General features: G+C 69.0%; 16 protein-coding genes. 9 read left to right on the top strand and 7 right to left on the bottom strand.

Annotation, left to right across the window (positions count from 1 at the left end):
• The 3 genes from D8S75_RS09530 to D8S75_RS09520 all read left to right on the top strand — a co-directional run.
• The coding region (locus D8S75_RS09530; protein WP_157982625.1) for an EAL domain-containing protein at nt 1-558 on the top strand (558 nt) is incomplete at its 5' end.
• Between the two features lie 36 nt (nt 559-594).
• The gene (locus D8S75_RS09525; protein ID WP_232828993.1) at nt 595-5430 is read left to right on the top strand and encodes a PAS domain S-box protein; all 4836 of its coding nucleotides are present in this window, start codon (nt 595-597) and stop codon (nt 5428-5430) included.
• On the top strand, nt 5420-6544 hold the full coding sequence (locus tag D8S75_RS09520) for a response regulator (RefSeq protein ID WP_119966095.1): 1125 nt from the start codon (nt 5420-5422) through the stop codon (nt 6542-6544). Before D8S75_RS09525 ends, D8S75_RS09520 begins: the two co-directional genes overlap by 11 nt.
• Before the next feature lie 295 nt (nt 6545-6839).
• Here D8S75_RS09520 and D8S75_RS09515 read toward each other — a convergent pair whose 3' ends face one another.
• Entirely contained in the window at nt 6840-7763 is a 924-nt protein-coding gene (locus D8S75_RS09515; RefSeq protein ID WP_119966094.1) for an inositol monophosphatase family protein, read from the bottom strand.
• A 152-nt stretch (nt 7764-7915) separates the two neighbouring features.
• On the opposite strand from D8S75_RS09515, the gene D8S75_RS09510 reads away from it, so the two are divergent.
• Nucleotides 7916-8704: an RNA methyltransferase gene (locus tag D8S75_RS09510; RefSeq protein WP_119966093.1), complete on the top strand. Its 789-nt coding sequence runs from the start codon at nt 7916-7918 to the stop codon at nt 8702-8704.
• A gap of 30 nt (nt 8705-8734) precedes the next feature.
• Nucleotides 8735-9511 carry a serine O-acetyltransferase gene (cysE, locus tag D8S75_RS09505; protein ID WP_119966092.1) on the top strand — a complete coding sequence of 259 codons (777 nt, stop codon included), beginning with the start codon at nt 8735-8737 and terminating at the stop codon, nt 9509-9511.
• 54 nt (nt 9512-9565) lie between these two features.
• On the opposite strand, the gene mog is transcribed toward cysE, so the two are convergent.
• Together mog and yjgA are read right to left on the bottom strand one after the other, a co-directional pair.
• A complete protein-coding gene (gene mog, locus D8S75_RS09500) occupies nt 9566-10168 on the bottom strand; it encodes a molybdopterin adenylyltransferase (protein WP_119966091.1) in 603 nt (200 codons plus the stop codon).
• Nucleotides 10161-10832 carry a ribosome biogenesis factor YjgA gene (yjgA, locus tag D8S75_RS09495; protein WP_119966090.1) on the bottom strand — a complete coding sequence of 224 codons (672 nt, stop codon included), beginning with the start codon at nt 10830-10832 and terminating at the stop codon, nt 10161-10163. The genes mog and yjgA overlap by 8 nt, the downstream gene beginning before the upstream one ends.
• An 89-nt stretch (nt 10833-10921) precedes the next feature.
• On the opposite strand from yjgA, the gene pmbA reads away from it, so the two are divergent.
• Entirely contained in the window at nt 10922-12307 is a 1386-nt protein-coding gene (gene pmbA / locus D8S75_RS09490; RefSeq protein ID WP_119966089.1) for a metalloprotease PmbA, read from the top strand.
• A 107-nt stretch (nt 12308-12414) separates the two neighbouring features.
• Here the strand turns inward: pmbA and D8S75_RS09485 are convergent, their stop codons facing one another.
• Together D8S75_RS09485 and D8S75_RS09480 are read right to left on the bottom strand one after the other, a co-directional pair.
• Nucleotides 12415-13308, bottom strand: a complete 894-nt coding sequence (locus D8S75_RS09485; protein WP_119966088.1) for a dienelactone hydrolase family protein — start codon at nt 13306-13308, stop codon at nt 12415-12417.
• Nucleotides 13309-13450: 142 nt separating this feature from the next.
• On the bottom strand, nt 13451-14254 hold the full coding sequence (locus D8S75_RS09480; RefSeq protein ID WP_119966087.1) for an aldolase/citrate lyase family protein: 804 nt from the start codon (nt 14252-14254) through the stop codon (nt 13451-13453).
• A gap of 155 nt (nt 14255-14409) precedes the next feature.
• Here D8S75_RS09480 and D8S75_RS09475 point away from each other — a divergent pair, with 155 nt between their 5' ends.
• On the top strand, nt 14410-15624 hold the full coding sequence (locus D8S75_RS09475) for a GGDEF domain-containing protein (protein ID WP_119966086.1): 1215 nt from the start codon (nt 14410-14412) through the stop codon (nt 15622-15624).
• A gap of 65 nt (nt 15625-15689) precedes the next feature.
• Here D8S75_RS09475 and D8S75_RS09470 read toward each other — a convergent pair whose 3' ends face one another.
• Nucleotides 15690-16778, bottom strand: coding sequence for a tartrate dehydrogenase (locus D8S75_RS09470; protein ID WP_119966085.1), 1089 nt, complete (start codon nt 16776-16778; stop codon nt 15690-15692).
• Nucleotides 16779-16870: 92 nt separating this feature from the next.
• Here D8S75_RS09470 and D8S75_RS09465 point away from each other — a divergent pair, with 92 nt between their 5' ends.
• Entirely contained in the window at nt 16871-17788 is a 918-nt protein-coding gene (locus D8S75_RS09465) for a LysR substrate-binding domain-containing protein (RefSeq protein WP_232828992.1), read from the top strand.
• Nucleotides 17789-17828: 40 nt separating this feature from the next.
• Here D8S75_RS09465 and D8S75_RS09460 read toward each other — a convergent pair whose 3' ends face one another.
• Nucleotides 17829-19376 carry a methyl-accepting chemotaxis protein gene (locus tag D8S75_RS09460; RefSeq protein WP_157982624.1) on the bottom strand — a complete coding sequence of 516 codons (1548 nt, stop codon included), beginning with the start codon at nt 19374-19376 and terminating at the stop codon, nt 17829-17831.
• Nucleotides 19377-19688: 312 nt separating this feature from the next.
• Between D8S75_RS09460 and D8S75_RS09455 the strand changes: the two genes are divergently transcribed.
• Entirely contained in the window at nt 19689-20258 is a 570-nt protein-coding gene (locus tag D8S75_RS09455) for a response regulator transcription factor (RefSeq protein ID WP_157982623.1), read from the top strand.
• The last annotated feature ends 3 nt before the right edge of the window (nt 20259-20261 follow it).

Here is a 20261-nt window from a genome sequence, read left to right as displayed (position 1 = left end):
CTGCGCACCGCCTGCGAACAGCTCGTGCGCTGGTCCGGCAAGAAAGAAACCGCGCACCTGAGCATGGCGGTAAACGTCAGCGCGCGGCAATTCCGCCAAAGCGGCTTCGTCGCCGAAGTGCTGCAGACCCTGCGCGAGACAGGAGCCAACCCCCGGCGCCTGAAACTCGAACTGACGGAAAGCTTGCTGCTGGGCGACATCGAAGACACCATCGCGCGCATGGTGCAGCTCAAGCGCGAAGGCGTGGGTTTCGCGCTGGACGACTTCGGCACCGGGTACTCCAGCCTGGGGTACTTGAAGCGCCTGCCGCTGGACCAGGTGAAGATCGACCGGGGCTTCGTGCGGGACGTGCTGAGCGACCCGAACGACGCGGCCATCGTGCGCACCATCCTGGCGCTGGCGCAGAGCCTGGACCTGGACGTGGTGGCCGAGGGGGTGGAGACGGCGGGGCAGCTGGGGTTCCTGCGGCTGCATGGCTGCGAGCAGTTCCAGGGGTACCTGTTCGGGCGGCCGGGCGAGGTGCAGGACGTGGAGGCGCTGGTCCATGGCGTGGTGTGAGCGTCACGGCATCCTCGAAACACGGCGAAGCGAGCGATGGGCATGCTGATGGAGCGGCCCGTGGAGCGGCGCGCGCCCTGGCTGGGGAGTGCGCTGGTGGCGCTGGCAGCGGCCGTGCTGGGCGCCGTGCTGGTGGTGGGCATGCTGCACGACCAGCGCCTGGATGAACGCCGGGCGCAGCGGCAGGAGGTGCTGGATCGCACGGCCAAGGCACTGGCCGATCAGACCATGCGCGGGGCCGCCGTGGGCGCCGTGGCGCTGCTCGGGCTGACGGAGCCCATGCTCCGTGAAGTGGCCCAGGGGCTGCTGCCGCCCGATGCACCCACGGTGCTGGAGGTGCTCGCCACGGCCCGAACGCGCTTCCGGCTCGACGGCGCCTATGTGATCGCGGCCGACGGGACCATCGTGGCGCACGACACGGTGGGCGGCCACTCCACCGGGGCGAACGTGGCCTACCGGCCCTATTTCCAGCAGGCCATGCAGGGACGGGTGAATGCCTATGCCGCCGTGGGCTCAGTCTCGCACGAGCGCGGCCTGTATGTGGCGGCGCCGCTGTATGCGGGCAGCACGCCGCAGGCGAGCGTGCTGGGCGTGGTGCTGTTCAAGATGCCGTTCGCGCCCATCGATGCCTTGCTCGCACGCACCGGCATGCCCACGCTGCTGCTCTCGCCGCAGGGCGTGGCCCTGGCCGCGACGCGGCCGGAGTGGCTGTACGCCATGGCGCCGCCTCTGACGCAAAGCCGCATCGACGCCATCGCCGCGCTGCGCCAGTTCGGCCGGCATTTCGACAACGGCGTGGCCTCGGCGCTGCCGTTCGACCCCATGGCCGGCGAGGTGCTGATCGATGGCGCTCAGCATGCCGTCGAGCGCCGTGGCATCGAGTGGGGCGACCCGGGCGGGCCCTGGTCGCTGGTGGTGGTCGATGACATCTCCCAGGTCATGCCGCCTGGCGACCGCTTGCGCCACGGAGCGGTGGCCTTCGCCTTGCTGGCCCTGCTGGGCGCGCTGCTGCTGGAGATGCTGCGCAACCGCGTGCGCATGGCGGCCACCCAGCAGCGCCTGAGCGTGCTCGGCGCGGCGCTGGAAAACAGCCCGCTGGCCGTGGTGGTGACCGATGCCCGGGGCGCCATCGAATGGGTCAACCCGGAGTTCGAGCGCAACACCGGCTACAGCCTGGCGGAGGTCCGCGGGCGCAAGCCGTCCATGCTGGCCAGCGGCAGGACGCCGCTGCAGACCTTCAGCGACATGCGCGCGGCCGTGGTGGCGGGGCGGCCCTGGAAGGGGCACTTCATCAACCGCCGCAAGGACGGCACCGAATACCACGAGGAAGCCACGCTCTCGCCGGTGCTGGATGCGCGCGGTGTGTGCATCGGCATGGTGGGCCTGCACCAGGACGTGACGCGGCGCATGCGGGAGCAGGAAGAACTGCAGTGCAGCGAGCAGCGGCTCAAGGATTTGCTGGAAGAGCAGAACGCGCTGTTCGACAACGCCCCCCCCGTGCTGCTGACCTGCGACGGGCTGATGCGCAAGTTCAATCCCGCCTTCGCCGCGCTGGTGGGCGGTGCGTCCGCGCAACTGCAGAACCAGCATGTGAGCCAGCTTTTTGGCGGCATGGAATCCTACGCGGCGTTTTCCGCGCGGGTGGGCCCGCTGCTCACGCAGGGCCAGCCGGTGCGCGAGAGCTGGACGGTCTACCGCCTCGACGGCAGCGCCTTCGAGGCGCGCATGTCGGGCCGTGGCGTGCGTATCGATGGCTGCGCTGCCGCCGCCATCTGGATCATCGAGGACGTGACCGAGGCGCGCCGCGCCGAGGTGGCCATGCGCGAGACGCGGGAGCGCCTGGAGCTGGCACAGGAGGCGGGCAAGATCGGCGTGTTCGACATCGACTTGCGCACGGGGCGCAGTGTCTGGAGCCAGAAGCTGGCCGGCGTGCCCGGCATCAGTGAGCGCGTCTTCGATGACTGGCGCGCCGCCTGGACGCAGCGCCTGCTGCCCGAGGATCGCGAGCGCGCGCTGCAGCGCATGGATGCCGCGCTGGCCGGCGACACCGAGCATTTCCACGACCTCTGGCGCGTGGTGCGCTCCGACGGCGCCGTGCAGTGGTTCGAATGCTCGGCGCGCATCTTCCGCGCGGCCGACGGCCGGGCCGAGCGCCTGGTGGGCGTCAATGTGAACATCGACGCGCACAAGCGGCTGGAAGAGCGCGTGGCCGCGCAGTTGCAGTTCCAGCAGGTGCTGATCGACACCATCCCGATCCCCATCTTCTACAAGGACGAAGAAGGCCGCTACCTGGGCATGAACACGGCCTTCGAGCAGGTGTTCGACCAGCCGCGCGAGCGCCTGCTGGGCCGCACGGTGCTGGACCTGGTGCACATGCCCGAGGAAAAGCGCCGCCAGTTCCAGGCCGACGCCGACGAGGCCCTGCACAGCAGCGAGGCCGTGCACCGCGAGGTGGGCATGCCGTATGCCGACGGACGGGAGCGCCACACGCTGTACTGGCTGCGCGGCTTCAAGCGGCCCGACGGCACGCCCGGCGGCGTGATCGGCACCTTCGTCGACATCAGCGATCGCGAGCAGGCCGAACAGGAACTGCGCCGCGCCAAGGAAATGGCCGAGGAGGCCACGGCGCTCAAGTCCAACTTCCTGGCCAACATGAGCCATGAGATCCGCACGCCGATGAACGCCATCATCGGCATGTCGCACCTGGCGCTCAAGTCGGGACTGAACCCGCGCCAGCACGATTACGTGAGCAAGATCCAGCAGGCCGGCGAGCACCTGATGGGCGTGATCAACGACATCCTCGACTTCTCCCGTGTCGAGGCCGGCAAGCTGCACATCGAGGCGCGGTCTTTCATGCTCGACCAGGTGCTCGCCGGCGTGATCGACGTGGTGAGCCACAAGGCCAGCGCGCAGGGGCTCGAACTCATCTGCGACGTCGCCCCCGACGTGCCGCCCAACCTCGTGGGCGACGCGCTGCGCATCGGCCAGATCCTCATCAACTACGCCAACAACGCCATCAAGTTCACCGAGCGAGGCGACATCGGCATCGTCGTGCGCGTGCAGGAGTCGCAGGGCGAGCGCGTGCTGTTGCGCTTCGAGGTGCGCGACACCGGCATCGGCCTGAGCGCTGAGCAGATGGCGCGGCTGTTCCAGAGCTTCCAGCAAGCCGACACCTCCACCACGCGCCGCTATGGCGGCACCGGCCTGGGCCTGGCCATCTGCAAGAGCCTGGCCGAACTCATGGGCGGCCAGGTGGGCGTGCAGAGCCAGGCCGGCCAGGGATCGACCTTCTGGTTCACCGTGCCCCTGCTGCGCGGCGCCCCGGCCCGCGAACTGCTGCCCGCGCCCGACCTGCGCGGCCTGCGCGTGCTGGTGGTGGACGACAACGCCCACGCCGCCGCCGTGCTGGCGGAGATGCTGCAGTCCATGAGCTTCGTGGTCGTGCAGGCGCACTCCGGCCCCGAGGCGCTCGATGCCCTGCGGCAGGCCGCCCGGACGCAGCCCTTCGACCTGGTGGTGCTCGACTGGCAGATGCCCGGCATGGACGGGCTGGAGCTGGGCCGGCGCATCGGCGAACTGAACCTGCCGCAGCTGCCGCGCCGCGTCATGGTCACGGCCTTCGGGCGCGAGGATGTGCTGCGTTCAGCGCAGCGCCAGGGCATCGAGGAGGTACTCATCAAGCCGGTGAGCGCCTCGGTGATGTTCGACACCCTCATGCAGGTGCTGGGCCAGGCCCAGGCGCCGGATGCTGCCGGCCATGCCGGGGAAATGCCGGCGGGCCCGTCGCTGCGGGGCGCGCGCGTGCTGCTGGTGGAAGACAACGAACTCAACCAGCAAGTGGCCCGTGAACTGCTGCAGGAGGCTGGCGTGGAGGTGGACGTGGCCGCCAACGGCCAGGAGGGCGTGGACCTGGCGGGGCGCCGCGACTACAGCCTGGTGCTCATGGACATGCAGATGCCCGTGATGGACGGCCTGCAGGCCACGCGCCTGCTGCGCGCCAACCCCCGGCTGGCGGCCCTGCCCATCGTCGCCATGACGGCCAACGCCCGCGAGGCCGACCGTCAGCGCTGCCTGGAGGCCGGCATGAACGACCACCTGGCCAAGCCCATCGCGCCCGAGCGGCTGTGGGCCGCGCTGCAGCGCTGGATCGCACCGTCCCAGGCCCTGTCCGAGCCCGTGTCCCGGAGGCAGGAGGTGGCTGGCACGCTGCTCCCGGCCGTGCCGGGGCTGGATCTGGCGCTGGGCCTGCGCAACGCCATGGGCCGCCGCGCCCTGTATGCCGACATGCTGCGGCGTTTCCTGGAGGGGCAGGGCGGCGCGGCCGAGCGCATCGCCGAGGCCCTGGCGGCCGGTGATGTGGACCTGGCCACGCGCGAGGCGCACACGCTGCGCGGCCTGGCCGGCACGGTGGGCGCCGTGGCGTTGCAGGAGTGCGCCGGCCAGCTTGAAGACGCGCTGCGCGAGGCGCCCGACCGGCAGGGCAGCGCCAGCCCCCTGCTGGACGGGCTGCGCCAGCGGCTGGGCGCGCTGGTGCAGGCCTTGCAATCCTGGCGGGACCGGCCGGCCAGCCTGGCCGCGCCGGTGGCGGGCGACGGCCCCATGGCCTCCACGCAGGCCGATGCGCGCCGCGTGGTGGAGCAGTTGCACGGGCTGTTGCGGCGCGACGACCCGGCCGCGCGCGGTTTCGTCGTGGACCATGCCCCGCTGCTGCGCCAGGCCCTCGGCCCGGCCCTGGGCGGCGTGCAGGGCCACATCGACCGTTTCGATTTCGAGCCCGCGCTGGCCGCCCTGACCGGGTGGCTGGCGCAATTCCCGCAGACGCCCGCACACCCACCCGGGCAACGCCGTACTGGGAGCCACCATGCAACGTGAAAATGTGCCCGAAACCCCCGCCGAATGGCGCGACCGGCAGATGCCCACCGTTCTGATCGTGGACGACACCGCCGACAACCTGGTGCTGATGTCCGAACTGCTGGGCGAGCGCTACCGCGTGAAGGTCGCCAACAGCGGCGAGCGCGCGCTCAAGGCTGCGCAGGCCGACCCGGTGCCCGACCTCGTGCTGCTCGACATCATGATGCCCGGCATGGACGGCCATGAGGTCTGCCGCCAACTCAAGGCCAGCGCGGCCACGCGTGACATCCCGGTCATCTTCCTCACCGCGCGCGCCGACACCGAGGACGAGCGCAAGGGCTTCGAATTGGGCGCCGTGGACTACATCACCAAGCCCGTGAGCCCGCCCATCGTGCAGGCGCGCGTGCACACGCACCTGGCGCTCAAGGCCACGGCCGATTTCCTGCGCGACAAGAGCGCCTATCTGGAGCGCGAGGTGGCGCTGCGCACGCTGGAGGTGCAGGCCATCCAGGACGTGACCATCATGGCCATGGCTTCGTTGGCCGAGACGCGCGACGACGAAACCGGCAACCACATCCGGCGCACCCAGCTTTACGTGAAGGCGCTGGCCGAGCGGCTGCGCACGCACCCGCGCTTCGAGGCGGTGCTCAACCATCACATGATCGACCTGCTCTACAAGTCGGCGCCGCTGCACGACATCGGCAAGATCGGCGTACCTGACGCCATCCTGCTCAAGCCGGCCAAACTGACCGACAACGAGTTCGCAACCATGAAGCGGCACACGCTGCTCGGGCGCAAGGCCATCGAGGGGGCGGAACGCCGCCTGGGCATGCGCGTGCGTTTCCTGAACGTGGCCAAGGAGATGGCCTGCAGCCACCACGAACGCTGGGACGGTGCCGGCTACCCCGACGGGCTGGCGGGCGAAGCGATCCCGGTGCCAGCGCGGCTCATGGCCGTGGCCGATGTGTACGACGCCGTCATCAGCCAGCGTGTCTACAAGGCCGCCGGCACGCACGAGCAGGCGTGCGGTGCCATCGTGAAGGGGCGGGGCACGCAGTTCGACCCCGATGTCGTCGACGCCTTCATCGACATCGCCGACGACTTCCGCGACATCGCGTTGAAGTACCCCGACTAGGGCCTGTTCACACTATTTTTGCCAGATGCGTTGCGATCAAAAAGGGCCAGGCGCAAGGCGCCAAACGAAGCTGGGGTGCGGTCCCAGCGAGGCTTGGCAACGCCGCGAATGGCCCTTTTTGGTCGCAACCCGGAGGGAACGGGGTGGAAACCGCGCCACCCGTCGTTGCCCTCCTAGCCAAGGCCCCGGCCTTGGCGTCGTCACGCGCCTAGATTGGCGCGGTTTCCACCCCGTTCGCACTGACAAAAATAGTGTGAACAGGCCCTAAGCCGCCGGGCACGGCCCGGCAAGCGGTTTAGAACGGAGCGTCTTCGGACGCGTCCGGGGCGGCATCCGTGCCGTCGGCGTCGCTGGCGGCGTCACCGGCAGGTTCCTCGGCCGCCTGGCGCAGCGCGGCCTTGTCGCCCGCGCCAGCGAACTTGCTGTATTTGCCCAGGATCTGCACCAGCTGGCCGTAGATGCGCGGCGTGCCGGCCAGGCATTCCTTCTGCTCCAGGAAGTCGGCCTCGCCCGTGAAATTGCCGATCAGGCCGCCGGCCTCGGTCACCAGCAGCGAGCCGGCCGCCACGTCCCAGATCGACAGGCCGGTCTCGAAGAAGCCGTCGGTGTAGCCCGCGGCCACGTAGGCCAGGTCCAGCGCGGCGGCTCCGGGGCGGCGCAGGCCGGCGGTGCGCTGCATCACGTCGCCCATCATGGCCAGGTAGTTCTTGAAGTTGTCGCCCGGGCGGAACGGGAAGCCCGTGGAGATCAGGCACTGCTTGAGCTGGGTGCGCTTGCTCACGCGGATGCGGCGCTCGTTCAGGAACGCGCCCCGGCCCTTGGTGGCCGTGAACAGGTCGTTGCGCGAGGGGTCGTAAATGACCGCTTGCTCGATCTTGCCGCGCACCGCCAGCGCGATGCTCACGCAATAGACCGGAAAACCGTGGATGAAGTTGGTGGTGCCGTCCAGCGGGTCGATGATCCAGACGAACTCGGAATCCTTGGCGCCGTGCTGGCTGCCCGATTCCTCGGCGAGGATGCCATGGCCGGGGTAGGCCGTGAGCAGCGTCTCGATGATGATCTTCTCGCTCGCGTGGTCGACCTCGGTGACGAAGTCGTTGATCTGCTTTTGCGAGATGCGCACCGATTCCACGTCGAGCGCCGCGCGGTTGATGATGGCGCCGGCGGCGCGGGCGGCCTTGATGGCCACGTTGAGCATGGGGTGCAGGTTGGACGACATAAATTGTGCAGGTGAGCGCGACACGGCTTGTGGCGTGGCACGCGGGCCAGGAACAGGAAAATCGCGGCCGGGCGATGCGGGCAGCGACAATAAGCCCCGGATTTTACCCGCCCCGCCCGCTCCACGCATTTTTCGCCCTGCCGCCCGTGCCCATGAAGACCCGTTTCATCCTCATCCAGACCAGCCATGCCGGCAACGTGGGCGCCTGCGCCCGCGCCATGAAGACCATGGGTTTCGACGACCTGGTGCTCGTGAAGCCGCGCTGGGCCAACGTGCTGCGGCGCGAGGAAACCATCCAGCGCGCCAGCGGAGCGCTGGATGTTCTGAACAACGCGCGCATCGTGGACACGCTCGACGAGGCGCTTGACGGCATCAGCCACCTGTGCGCCACGGCCATGACGCCGCGCGACTTCGGACCGCCCACGCGCGCGCCGCGCGAGCATTTCGAAATGCTATTGAAAAAGGAGCGTTCAGCGCTTGATTCCAAAGACCTGGAGGCCGAAATCGCTTCAGAAAACGGTCCGTCGGGCGAAGCGGGCGTCGGCTTCCTGTTCGGCTCCGAGCGTTTCGGCATGGCCAATGAGGATGTGTACCGTTGCCATGTGGCGCTGTCCATTCCCACCAATCCGGGTTTTGGCTCGCTCAACCTCGGCGCGGCCATCCAGGTCATCGCCTACGAGTGGCGCCAGGCGCTGGGCGGCTTTGGCGTGCAGGCCGCCACGCCCGAACGCGCGTTGGCCGACGCTGCCCAGGTGGCCGGCATGCTGGCGCACTGGGAGCAGGCGCTCACCGCCATCGGCTTCCTCGACCCGGCAGCGCCCAAGAAGCTCATGCCGCGGCTGAACCAGCTCTTCAACCGCGCGCAACTGGGGGGCGAGGAAATCCATATCCTGCGCGGTGTCGCCAAGGCCATGATCGAGACCGCGCAGCCAAAGCGCTAGACTGCTGTTCCCTTCCGCGAGACCCATCCCATGTTTGCCCGCCTGCGCTCCGATATCCAGTGCATCCTCGACCGCGACCCTGCGGCCCGCAGCACCTGGGAGGTCATCACCTGCTACCCCGGCCTGCACGCCATCTGGCTGCACCGGCCCGCGCACTGGTGCTGGACGCACGGCTTCAAGTGGCTGGGCCGCTTCATCTCGCATTGCGGGCGTTGGCTCACAGGCATCGAGATCCACCCCGGCGCCAAGGTCGGCGAGCGCGTGTTCTTCGACCATGCCATGGGCGTGGTGGTGGGCGAGACCGCCGAGATTGGCGATGGCTGCACCATCTACCAGGGCGTCACGCTCGGCGGCACCTCGCTCTACAAGGGCACCAAGCGCCACCCCACGCTGGGCAAGGACGTGGTGGTGAGCGCCGGCGCCAAGGTGCTGGGCGGCTTCGAGGTGGGCGATGGGGCCAAGATCGGCAGCAACGCCGTGGTCATCAAGCCCGTGCCGGCGGGTGCCACCGCGGTGGGCATTCCGGCGCGCATCATTCCGTCCAAGGAAGGGCAGAGCGCCGACGTGACCGAGCCGCATGCGCCCAAATTCTCGGCCTATGGCATCACCCAGGAAGACGATCCGCTGTCGCAGGCCATGCGCGGCCTGATCAACAACGCTTCGTCGCAGGAGCACCAGATCGCGCTGCTCTGGCAGGCTATCGAGAAGCTGTCGGAGTGCGTCAAGAAGGGCGATTGCGTGCCCGATGACGCCGCGCTCAAGGAACAGTTTGAGGCCGGCAAGCTCAACGACCTCGTGGGCAAGTGATTCTGCTACTGAATCAGTAGCTTAAGGCGCCCATCGGGTGGGCGTTTCGGGCCTTCAGGCCTTGGGCTGCCGGATCGCGCTCTTGGGCCGAAAGGCCTTGCATACCGCGTCGTGCGTTTCCAGGTAGGGGCCGCCGATGAGGTCGATGCAATAGGGCACGGCGGCGAAGATGCCGGGTACGAGCTGCTGGCCGTCGTCGTCCTTGAGACCTTCCAGCGTCTCGGCGATGGCCTTGGGTTGGCCGGGCAGGTTGATGATGAGGCTCTGCCCGCGTACCACGGCCACCTGGCGCGAGAGGATGGCCGTGGGCACGAAATGCTGGCTGATCCTGCGCATCTGCTCGCCAAAGCCCGGCATCTCCTTGTGCGCCACGGCCAGCGTGGCCTCGGGCGTCACGTCGCGCGGGGCCGGGCCGGTGCCGCCAGTCGTCAGCACCAGGCTGCAGCCTGCGTCGACCAGGGCGATCAGCGTGGCGCTGATGGTGTCCTGCTCGTCGGGAATCAGGCGCGGCTCGAAGGTGATGGGGTTCTTCAGTGCACTGGTGAGCCAGTCCTTCAGCGCGGGCAGGCCCTTGTCCTCGTAAACGCCGCTGCTGGCGCGGTCGCTGATCGAGACGATGCCGATCTTCACCGGATCGTGCGCGGTGGCTTCACTCATTGCCATCCTCCGCCTCCAGGTCCGCATCGTTTTCCGCGTCGGCGGGGCCGGAGATCTGCGCGCGCACCAGCGCGAACAGCTCGCGGTAGGCGCGGCCCTTGCGCGGCGCCTGGCCTTGCGATTCGGCGATGGCGGCCGCGTGCGCGCCGGGCGCGTCCTTGCGTGCCTGGCGGATCAGGGCGCGCAGCTGCTGGATGTCGGTGCCGGGGTATTGGGCAATCCATTCGGCCTGGGCGCCGTCCTCGGCGATCAGCCGGTCGCGCCACTGCTCGGCCTGGTGCAGGGCCAGCTTCTCCTTGGCCGAGCCGCTGCGCTGTTCGTCCAGCGCGTCGCGCACGGCCTGCACCACCTCGGGTTCGAGCTTGCGCATGAGCTTGCCCACGAACTGCATCTGGCGGCGCTTGCCCTCGAAGTTGGTGATGCGCTTGGCCTCCGCCAGGGCGTCGGCGAGCTTGTCGGGCAGGCCCAGGCGGTTGAACAGGTCGCTGCGCAGCGTCAGAAGGTCCTTGCCCAGGTCCTGCAGCTCGTCGCTTTCGCGCTTGAGCTCGGTGCGGCTGGCGTCCTGGGTGCCTTTGAGTTCGGCCTTGAGCTGCAGGTCCAGTTCGCTGCCTTCGGCAACGAATTGGCCCTTCACGAAATAGCCTTTTTTGGGTTTGCGTGACATGGTGGAATCCGGGGGAGAGAGGGGTGGCCTGCGTGGCGGCTGCGGCGCGCCGGGCGGGGGCCACTGCGGCAAGTATCATAGCCGTCGCCATGAACCATACGCATTCCTCCGCCGACGCGGGCTTCAGCTATTCACGCCCGTTTTTCGAACAACTCGTGGACCAGGCGCTGGCGCACGCCAAAAAGCTGGGCGCCACCGACGCCGGCGCCGAAGCCTCCGAGGGCTGCGGCCTGTCCGTGGGCGTGCGCAAGGGCGAGCTGGAGACCGTGGAGCGCAACCGCGACAAATCGCTGGGCGTGACGGTCTACATCGGCCACCGGCGCGGCAATGCCAGCACCTCGGACTTCTCCGGCGCCGCCATCGAGCGCACCGTGCAGGCCGCCTACGACATCGCCCGCTTCACCGCCGAAGACCCCGTGGCCGGCCTGCCCGACGCCGACGACATCGCTCCGCCGGACAGCCACCGCGACCTCGACCTGTTCCATCCCTGGGCGATCACCAGCGAAGAGGCCGCGCGCATGGCGCTCGAATGCGAGGCCGCTGCTTTCGCCACCGGCAAGCGCATCACCAACAGCGAGGGCGCGGCGGTGTCGGCCCAGCAAAGCCATTTCTTCACCGCGCACACGCGGGGTTTCCGCGGCGGCTATGCCACCTCGCGCCACAGCCTGTCGGTGGCGCCCATCGCCTCGCTGCCCGGCCGCAACGGCGAGATGCAGCGCGACGCCTGGTACAGCTCGCAGCGCCACGCGGCCGAACTGGCCTCGCCCGCCGCCGTGGGGCGCTATGCCGCCCAGCGCGCCCTGAGCCGCCTGGGCAGCCGCAAGATCCCCACCACCGAATGCCCGGTGCTGTTCGAATCGTCCCTGGCCGCCGGCCTGCTGGGCGCCTACGTGCAGGCCACGAGCGGCGGCGCGCTGTACCGCAAGAGCACCTTCCTGCTCGACTCGCTGGGCAAGCAGATCCTCCCCAAGCACATCGACATTCTTGAAGACCCCTTCATCCCGCGCGGCAAGGGCAGCTCGCCCTTCGACGAGGAAGGCGTGCGCGTGCAGGCGCGCAAGGTGGTGGACGCTGGCCGCGTGCAGGGCTACTTCCTCAGCAGCTACTCGGCGCGCAAGCTCGGCATGAAGACCACCGGCAACGCCGGCGGCTCGCACAACCTGGTGCTGGCCTCGCGCCGCACCAAGAAGGGCGACGACCTCGACGCCATGCTGCAAAAGCTGGGCACGGGCCTGTTCGTCATCGAACTCATGGGCCAGGGCGTGAACTACGTGACCGGCGACTACTCGCGCGGCGCCAGCGGCTTCTGGGTGGAGAACGGCCAGATCGCCTTCCCGGTGCACGAGATCACCATCGCCGGCAACCTCAAGACCATGTTCAAGGGCATCGAGGCCGTCGGCGCCGACGCCTATGCCTACGGCGCCAAGACCGTGGGTTCGGTGCTCATCAACCGCATGAAGGTGGCGGGGAGCTGATGCGCCGCCCGCAGGCAGCGGGTTCATAGGTAAATATGGCTGCAGCGCTTTACCAGAAAGCGCCTGCAGCTATTTTTTTGATAGCTATCGACCTTCCGTGAAAAGGCTCACGCGAGGTGCTTCCTGAAGAACTCCAGCGTGCGCCCCCAGGCCTGCTGCGCGGCCGCAGCGTCGTAGCGCGGCGTGGTGTCGTTGTTGAAACCGTGCTGCGTGCCCGCATAGTGGTGCACGGCGAACGGCACGCCGGCCGCCTTCAGCGCGGCCTCGTAGGCGGGCCAGGCGGCGTTGATGCGTTCGTCCACGCCGGCCAGGTGCACCAGCAGCGGCGCCTTGACCTTGGCGGCCTCCTCGGGCGCGGGGCTGTTGCCATAAAAGGGCACGGCGGCCTGCAGGTCGGGCAGGCGCGTGGCCAGCCAGTGCGCGATGCCGCCGCCGTAGCAGAAGCCCACCACGCCCAGCTTGCCGTTGCCGTCGGCGCGCGCGCGCAGCCAGGCGGCCGAGGCCAGGAAGTCCTCGCGCGTCTTGGCCTGGTCGAGCTTGGCGAACTCGGCGCGGGCCTTGTCCTCGTCGCCGGGGTAGCCGCCCAGCGGCGTGAGCGCGTCGGGCGCCAGGGCCATGAAGCCGTCGAGCGCCAGGCGGCGCGTGATGTCCTCGATGTGCGGGTTCAGCCCCCGGTTCTCGTGGATCACCAGCACCAGGGGCAGCTTGGCCGCGCCCGCCGAGGCGGGGCGCGCCAGGTAGGCGTTGACGGTGCCATGGCCGGCCGGGGAGGGGATGGCCACTTTCTCGGTCTTGAGCTTCGCGTCGTCGGGCCGCACCTGCTGGCCTGCGGCGAAGTTGGGGCTCAGCGCGGCCAGCAGCCCGGCCGCCGTCATGCCGGCCTTGGCGAAGCGCTGGGCCTCGCGCAGGAAGCCCCGGCGGTCAAGATCGCCATGCACGTAGGCGTCGAAAAGAATCAGCAGGTCCTGATCGAAATCCTGGGCGGTGAGGCGGGTGGGCATGGCGGGGCTCCTGCAAAGAACAAGGAAACCTCCGCGCACGGCCCGGGCCGCTGCGTGCGAAGGCGCTCAGCGCCGCATTGGAGCGGTGCGCGCGCGGTTTGTCCCCGGGCAGGGCAATGGTGATGTTGCGCGAAGGGTTATCTCAGTACGCCGTGCCCGGGCCGCGCGGCGATGGCATATCCGCGCCGAACCGCGCGCGCAGCTGCCGCGCCGCATGGGCGAACAGCAGCACGTCCACCCCCACGGCCACGAAGGTGCAGCCCAGCTCCAGGTAGCGCCGCGCCAGCGCCGGGTCGGACGTGAGAATGCCCGCCGCCTTGCCGCTGGCGACGATGGTGGCGATGGCGCCTTCGATGGCGGCCTGCACCTCGGGGTGGCCGGGGTTGCTGCGGTGGCCCATGGAGGCCGACAGGTCCGCCGGGCCGATGAAGACGCCGTGCACGCCCTCCACCGCGCAGATCGCGGGCAGGTTGCGCATGGCGGTCACCGTCTCGGCCTGCACCAGCAGGCAGATTTCATCGTCGGCCACCTCCATGTAGTCGGCGCGCGCCGTCCACAGCGACGAGCGCGCCACGGCGCTGCCCACCCCGCGCACGCCGCGCGGCGGGTACTGCGTGGCCGCCGCGATGGCGCGCGCCTGCTCGGCCGTGTCCACCATGGGCACGAGCAGCGACTTGGCGCCAATGTCCAGCACCTGCTTGATGAGCGCCGTGTCGCCCTGCGGCACGCGCACCACGGCATGCGAATCGGGGTAGCCCTGGATGGCCTGCAGCGCCGCGAGCATGCTGCGCAGGTCGTTGGGCGCGTGCTCTCCGTCGATCAGCAGCCAGTCGTAGCGCGCCGTGGCGGCCACCTCGGCCAGGTAGGGCTCGGCCATGGAGAGCCACAGGCCGATCTGGGGCTGGCGGGCGGAGAGGGCGGTCTTGAAGGGGTTGTGGGCGGGCATGGGGGCTCCTGTGGGCTTGTGCCCGATTGTCTCTGCCGGAGGGGCTGGGTGTGCAGGGTCGGTTTTGCCCTTGCGCGGTGACGTGCAGTAGAGCGGATGGATGGACGCGTTATTCAGTCGCATGCCACATACCCTGGCTCCTTAAGATCCCCCCCATGCCCCTCCCCCAAACCCTGAGCCGCTGGTCCCGTGAAGACACCCAGGTACAAGACTCCGCCTTCCGCCGCAACCTGCAGGTGCTTGGCGTGGCCGCGTGGGCGCTGGTGGCCTTGAATGTGCTGCATGTGCTGGTGTTCGGCCTGCTGCGCTTCGATGACCCGGTGCGCAGTGCCTGGGCGCAGCAGATCGCCTGGGGCCATGGGGTGATGGCTTTGCTGATGTGTGGGGCGGGCGTTTTGGCCCGGTGGTGCCGGGCACGGCGGGTGGATGGCGGGGCGCTGCGCTTTTTGCCCGAATGCGTGTCGGTGCTGGTGGTGGCCTGGGCGGTGGCGTTGACGGTGATGGACCAGGCCATCAGCCGCAGCATCAGCCCCTTCGTCAATGCGGTGGTGGGCGTTGCCATCGTGTTTCTGTTGCGGCCGCGCTCGGCGCTGGTGATTCTGGTCGCGGGTTGGTGCGCGCTGGCCTGGGCGCTGGGGCTGACCACGGACGACCGGGCCTTGCTGGCCACCAACCGCATGAATGCCGCGTCGGCCTGCGTGCTGGCGCTGTTGGTGAGCGTGCTGCTGTGGCGGCATTTCGCGCAGGCCGAGCTGCTGCAGCGGGCGCTGGCCGAGTCCAACCGGAAGCTGGAATTGCAGCGCGCCGAGCTGGAGAAGCTGGCCACGCGCGATCCGCTCACCGGCCTGCTCAACCGGCGCGAATTCGTGCGCCAGGCCGAGCAGGAGCTGGCGCGCGCCCGGCGGCTGGGGGGCTCGCTGGCGCTGTTGATGGTGGACTTGGATCACTTCAAGGCCGTGAACGACCACTTCGGCCACCCGGCCGGCGACGAGGTGCTGCGCCATGTGTCCGGGCTGATGGCGCAGGCCGTGCGCGGCACCGACCTGCTGGCACGTTTCGGGGGCGAGGAATTCGTGCTGCTGCTGCCCGATACCCCGGCGGACCATGCCTTGCACCTGGCCGATAAGCTGCGCCAAAGGCTGGCCGGCACCCCGGTCGCGGTGCTGGGGGCTCCGGTCACGGCCAGTATCGGTCTGGCCTGCCCGCCCGCGGGCTGTGCCGTGGCGCTGGATGATCTGCTCAGGCATGCCGACCTGGCGCTGTACCAGGCCAAGCGCGCGGGGCGCAATCGCACGGTGGCGGCTGAGGTGCCGGTGCTCGCCGCCGTGCTGCCGTCCGGCGGCCACGCCGTGGAAACAGAATCTGAATAAAAATGGCTTCCAGCGCTTTATGGGTGAGCGCTGTAAGCTATTAAATCAGGAGTAAATCAGAAGGCTCAGCCCTGGGCGATCAATGCCGCGATGGCCTCGCCCACCTGCGTGGTGTTCGCCGTGCTGCCCAGGTCGGGCGTGCGCGGGCCGGTCTTGAGGACTTCCTCGATGGCCGCCACGATGGCGTCGTGCGCCGCGCGGCCCGCGCCCTGGCCGTGGGTCAGGAAGTCCAGCATCAGCGCGCCGGACCAGACCATCGCGATGGGGTTGGCGATGTTCTTGCCATGGATGTCGGGCGCCGAGCCGTGCACGGGCTCGAACAGGCTGGGGAAGCGGCGCTCGGGGTTGAGGTTGGCCGAGGGCGCCAGGCCGATGGTGCCCGTGGTGGCGGGGCCCAGGTCGGAGAGGATGTCGCCAAACAGGTTGGTGGCGGCCACCACGTCGAAGCGGCCGGGCTGCAGCACGAAGCGCGCGGTGAGGATGTCGATGTGCTGCTTGTCCAGCGTGACCTCGGGGTAGGCCTGCGCCACGTCGTCGGCGCGGCGGTCCCACCAGGGCATGCTGATGGCGATGCCGTTGCTCTTGGTGGCCAGCGTCACATGCTTTTTGGGGCGGCTTTGCGCCAGATCGAAGGCGAATTTGAGCAGGCGCTCGGCGCCGTGGCGCGAATAGACGGATTCCTGGATGACGATCTCGCGGTCCGTGCCCTCGTACATGATGCCGCCGAGCGACGTGTACTCGCCCTCGGTGTTCTCGCGCACCACATAGTAGTCGATGTCGCCCGGCTTGCGGCCGGCCAGCGGGCAGGGCACGCCCTCGAACAGGCGCACGGGGCGCAGGTTGATGTACTGGTCGAATTCGCGGCGGAACTTGAGCAGCGAGCCCCACAGCGAGATGTGGTCGGGCACGGTGGCGGGCCAGCCCACGGCGCCGAAGAAGATGGCGTCCATGCCCTGCAATTGCGCCTTCCAGTCGTCCGGCATCATCTGGCCGTGCTGCAGGTAGTAGTCGCAGTGCGCCCAGTCGAAGGTGTGGAACTCCAGCGGCAGGCCGAAGCGCCGGGCGGCGGCCTGCACGGCGCGCAGGCCTTCGGGCATGACTTCCTTGCCGATGCCGTCGCCGGCGATGACGGCGATGTGGTGGGTGCGGGACATGGGTTTCCTTGCGATGAATGGCGTTACGGGCATTCTTGGGTAGAACACCGGCAAATACAATCGGCCAACTGTTGTCTCATTGTTCACGGATCGTGCATAAAACCCCTTCGCCCGACGACCTGCGCGTGTTCGCCGTGGTGGTGCGCAAGGCCAGCTTCGCCGAGGCCGCGCGCGAGCTGGGCGCCTCGCCCGCGTTCGTGAGCAAGCGCATCCGGCTGCTCGAAGAGGATCTGGCCGTGAAGCTCTTGCACCGCACCACGCGCCGTGTGGCGGTGACGGAAGAGGGCGAGCGCGTGTTCCATTGGGCGCTGCGCATCCTTGACGACATGGACCAGCTCTTGCAGGAGGTGGCGGTCACCCGGCGCGAGCCGCGCGGCCTGCTGCGCGTGAGCACCAGCCTGGGTTTTGGCCGCCAGGTGGTGGCGCCCATGCTGTCGCAATTGGTGGAACGCCACCCCGGCCTGCAGGTGCGGCTGGAGGTGTTCGACCGGCTGGTGGATGTGGCGGGCGAGGGTTTCGATCTCGATGTGCGCGTGGGTGACGAGATCGCCCCGCACCTGATCGCGCGGCGCCTGGCCGACAACCACCGCGTGCTGTGCGCGGCCCCGGCCTATCTGGCGCGGCGCGGCGCCCCGCGCACGCTGGCCGAGCTGCCGGGGCACGACTGTCTGGTCATCAAGGAGCGCGACCACCCGTTCGGCGTGTGGCGCCTGCGCAGCGGCGCGCAGGAGGAAACGGTCAAGGTGCGCGGCCCGCTCTCGGCCAACCATGGCGAGATGGTGGTGCAGTGGGCCGTGGACGGCCGGGGCATCGTGCTGCGCTCGCTGTGGGACGTGGCGCCGCTGCTGCGGGCCGGGCAACTGGTGCAGGTGCTGCCCGACTGGCGCCAGGAGGCCAACATCTGGGCCGTGTACCCCACGCGGCTGGAGCGCTCGGCCAAGGTGCGCGTGTGCGTGGAGTTTCTGCAGGAGCACTTCCGCGCGCACTGGGCCGGGCAGGGCATGCGCTGACGGCCCGCACTCCGGCCTACTGCCGATCGGTTGCGGGCGGTCAGGTGGAGAACACCTTGATGGCGTCGAGCAGGCGGCGTGCCTGTTCGCTCATGCTGCTGGCGGCGGCGCTGCTTTGCTCGACCATGGCGGCGTTCTGCTGCGTCATCTCGTCGAGCTGGGACACGGCCTGGCCGACCTGCGCGATGCCGATGCTCTGCTCCTTGGTGGCGGCGGTGATCTCGGCGATCAGGTCGTTGACGCGGCGGACCTGGCCGACCACCTCCGTCATGGTCTGCCCGGCGCTGGCCACGAGGCGCGAGCCGTCCTCGACCTTGTCCACCGAAGCGGCGATCAGCTCCTTGATCTCCTTGGCGGCCTCGGCGCTGCGCCCGGCCAGGCTGCGCACCTCGGAGGCCACCACGGCGAAGCCCCGGCCCTGCTCGCCCGCGCGCGCCGCTTCCACGGCGGCGTTCAAGGCCAGGATGTTGGTCTGGAAGGCGATGCCGTCGATCACGCCGATGATGTCGGCGATGCGGCGGCTCGAATCCGAAATGAGGGCCATGGTGGCCACCACGTTCGAAACTTCTTCCCCGCCCTTGGCCGCCACCTGGGTGGCGCTTTGGGCGAGCTGGCTGGCCTGCTGCGCGGAGTCCGAGTTCTGCCGCACGGTGGCGGTCTGCTGCTCCATCGCGGCGGCGGTTTGCTCCAGGCTGGACGCGGTCTGCTCCGTGCGGCTGGACAGGTCGTTGTTGGCGGTGGCGATCTCGCGGCTCGCCAGTTGCACGCCGGAGACCTGCTCGTGCACGTCGGCCACCAGGGATTGCAGGTTCAGCCCGGATTGGTGGATGGCCCGGGCGATGAGGCCGATTTCATCGCAGCGGTCCAGGCCCAGGCTGGCGCACGCCTCGCCGCTGGCCACCATCTGGGCCGTGCCCAGGATGTTCTTCAACGGGGTGGTGACCTGCGCCTCGATGAACAGCCCGCACAACAGCAGGCTGGCGGCCAGGAGCGTGCCCACGCCCGCCAGTGCCATGCCACCCAGGCCCGAGAGCGCCAGCGCCGTGCCAAGCACCACGCCCACGGCCAGCAACGGCAGGCGCACGCGCCAGGCGGTGGGCAGCAATTGCAGGGCGCTGGTCCAGCGCATCAGGCCGGTACGCACGATCAGTCCCCGATGGAAGGCCAGGCCGCTGGCCCGCCCCTCGCGGAAGCGCTGGTAGAGCGCCTCGGCGTCCTGGACCTCGGCGCGCGACGGCTTGGTGCGCACCGAGAGGTAGCCCACGAGCTGGCCGTTGCGCCGCATGGGGGTGGCATTGGCGCGCACCCAGTAGTGGTCGCCATTCTTGCGGCGGTTCTTGACCAGGGCCGTCCAGGACTGGCCTTCCTTGAGGCTGTGCCACATGTCGGCGAAGGCCTCTGGCGGCATGTCGGGATGGCGCACCTGGTTGTGCGGCTGGCCCATCAACTCATCCAGCTCGAATCCGCTGGTGCGGATGAAGGCCGCGTTGGCATAGGTGATGCGGCTGCTGGGGTCGGTGGTGGAGAGCAGGGTTTCCGCGTCCGGGAACTGGTACTCGCGTTGGGTGACGGGCTGGTTGTTTCGCATCTTGGGCCTTGGAGAGCGGAGGGGATGAGTGCTGCTTTGGTAATATCTTACAGCAATTAATAAGATATTACTTTCGTGGGCAAAATGTGGATAGAATCCCGTCCCATGGGCTGCGCCGGCCGGTTGGGCGGAACGGACCCGTGGCACCCTTTTCTTGTCCGTCATCGCCCCTGGGCCTCACCGGTGAACTCCTTCCTGGAACCATCCCTCCGCAATCAGCCTGCCGCGCTGGCATGGATTGGCCGCGCGCCTGAGCGGCCCGGGGGGCAGGGCACGAATATCGCGTGGTTTGATGACAGTGATGATTTCCTGTTGTCGCCCCAGGCGTTCGACTTCCCTTGCTATGTGGTGTGCCTGGAGCAGCAGGGCGTGCCGGGTCTGGACCTGATCCGTCTGATCCGCCGGCGCAGCAGCGTGGGCGTCCTGGCGATCAGCAACCCGCGGGACGAGGGTTTTGTGGCCGCCCTGGATGCCGGGGCCGACATGGTGTTGCGCCAAGGGGTGCCTGGCGACCACTTGCGCGCGGCCATCCAGGCCGTCGCGCGGCGCTCGGGTACGACTGTGCAGTCGGTGTCCCAGGCGCCATGGCGCCTGCTGGAGGCGGATGCCGTGCTGCAGGCCCCGGATGGCACGCGCATCGCCCTGGGGCAGAGCGATCTCGCGGTCATGCGCTGCTTCGCGCTCGCCGAAGGCGGCCGGGTGGCACGCCGAGCCTTGATTGAAAGCCTATGGGGTGACGGCAAGGAGTCCATGGACAACGCCTTGCACGTGACGCTGTACCGGCTGCGCAAGCGCATCGAGCAGGCGGGGCAGGCGCTGGTGCCGGTGCACAGCGTCTCCAAGGTGGGCTACGAGTTCCGGGCGCCGCTGGTGCTGGCGTAAGGC

It is taken from the genome of Simplicispira lacusdiani (assembly GCF_003604195.1).
Taxonomy (GTDB): Bacteria; Pseudomonadota; Gammaproteobacteria; order Burkholderiales; family Burkholderiaceae_C; genus Simplicispira; species Simplicispira lacusdiani.
The sequence above is the reverse complement of the archived record's forward strand: the minus strand, read 5'-3'. Positions and strand labels throughout refer to the sequence as shown.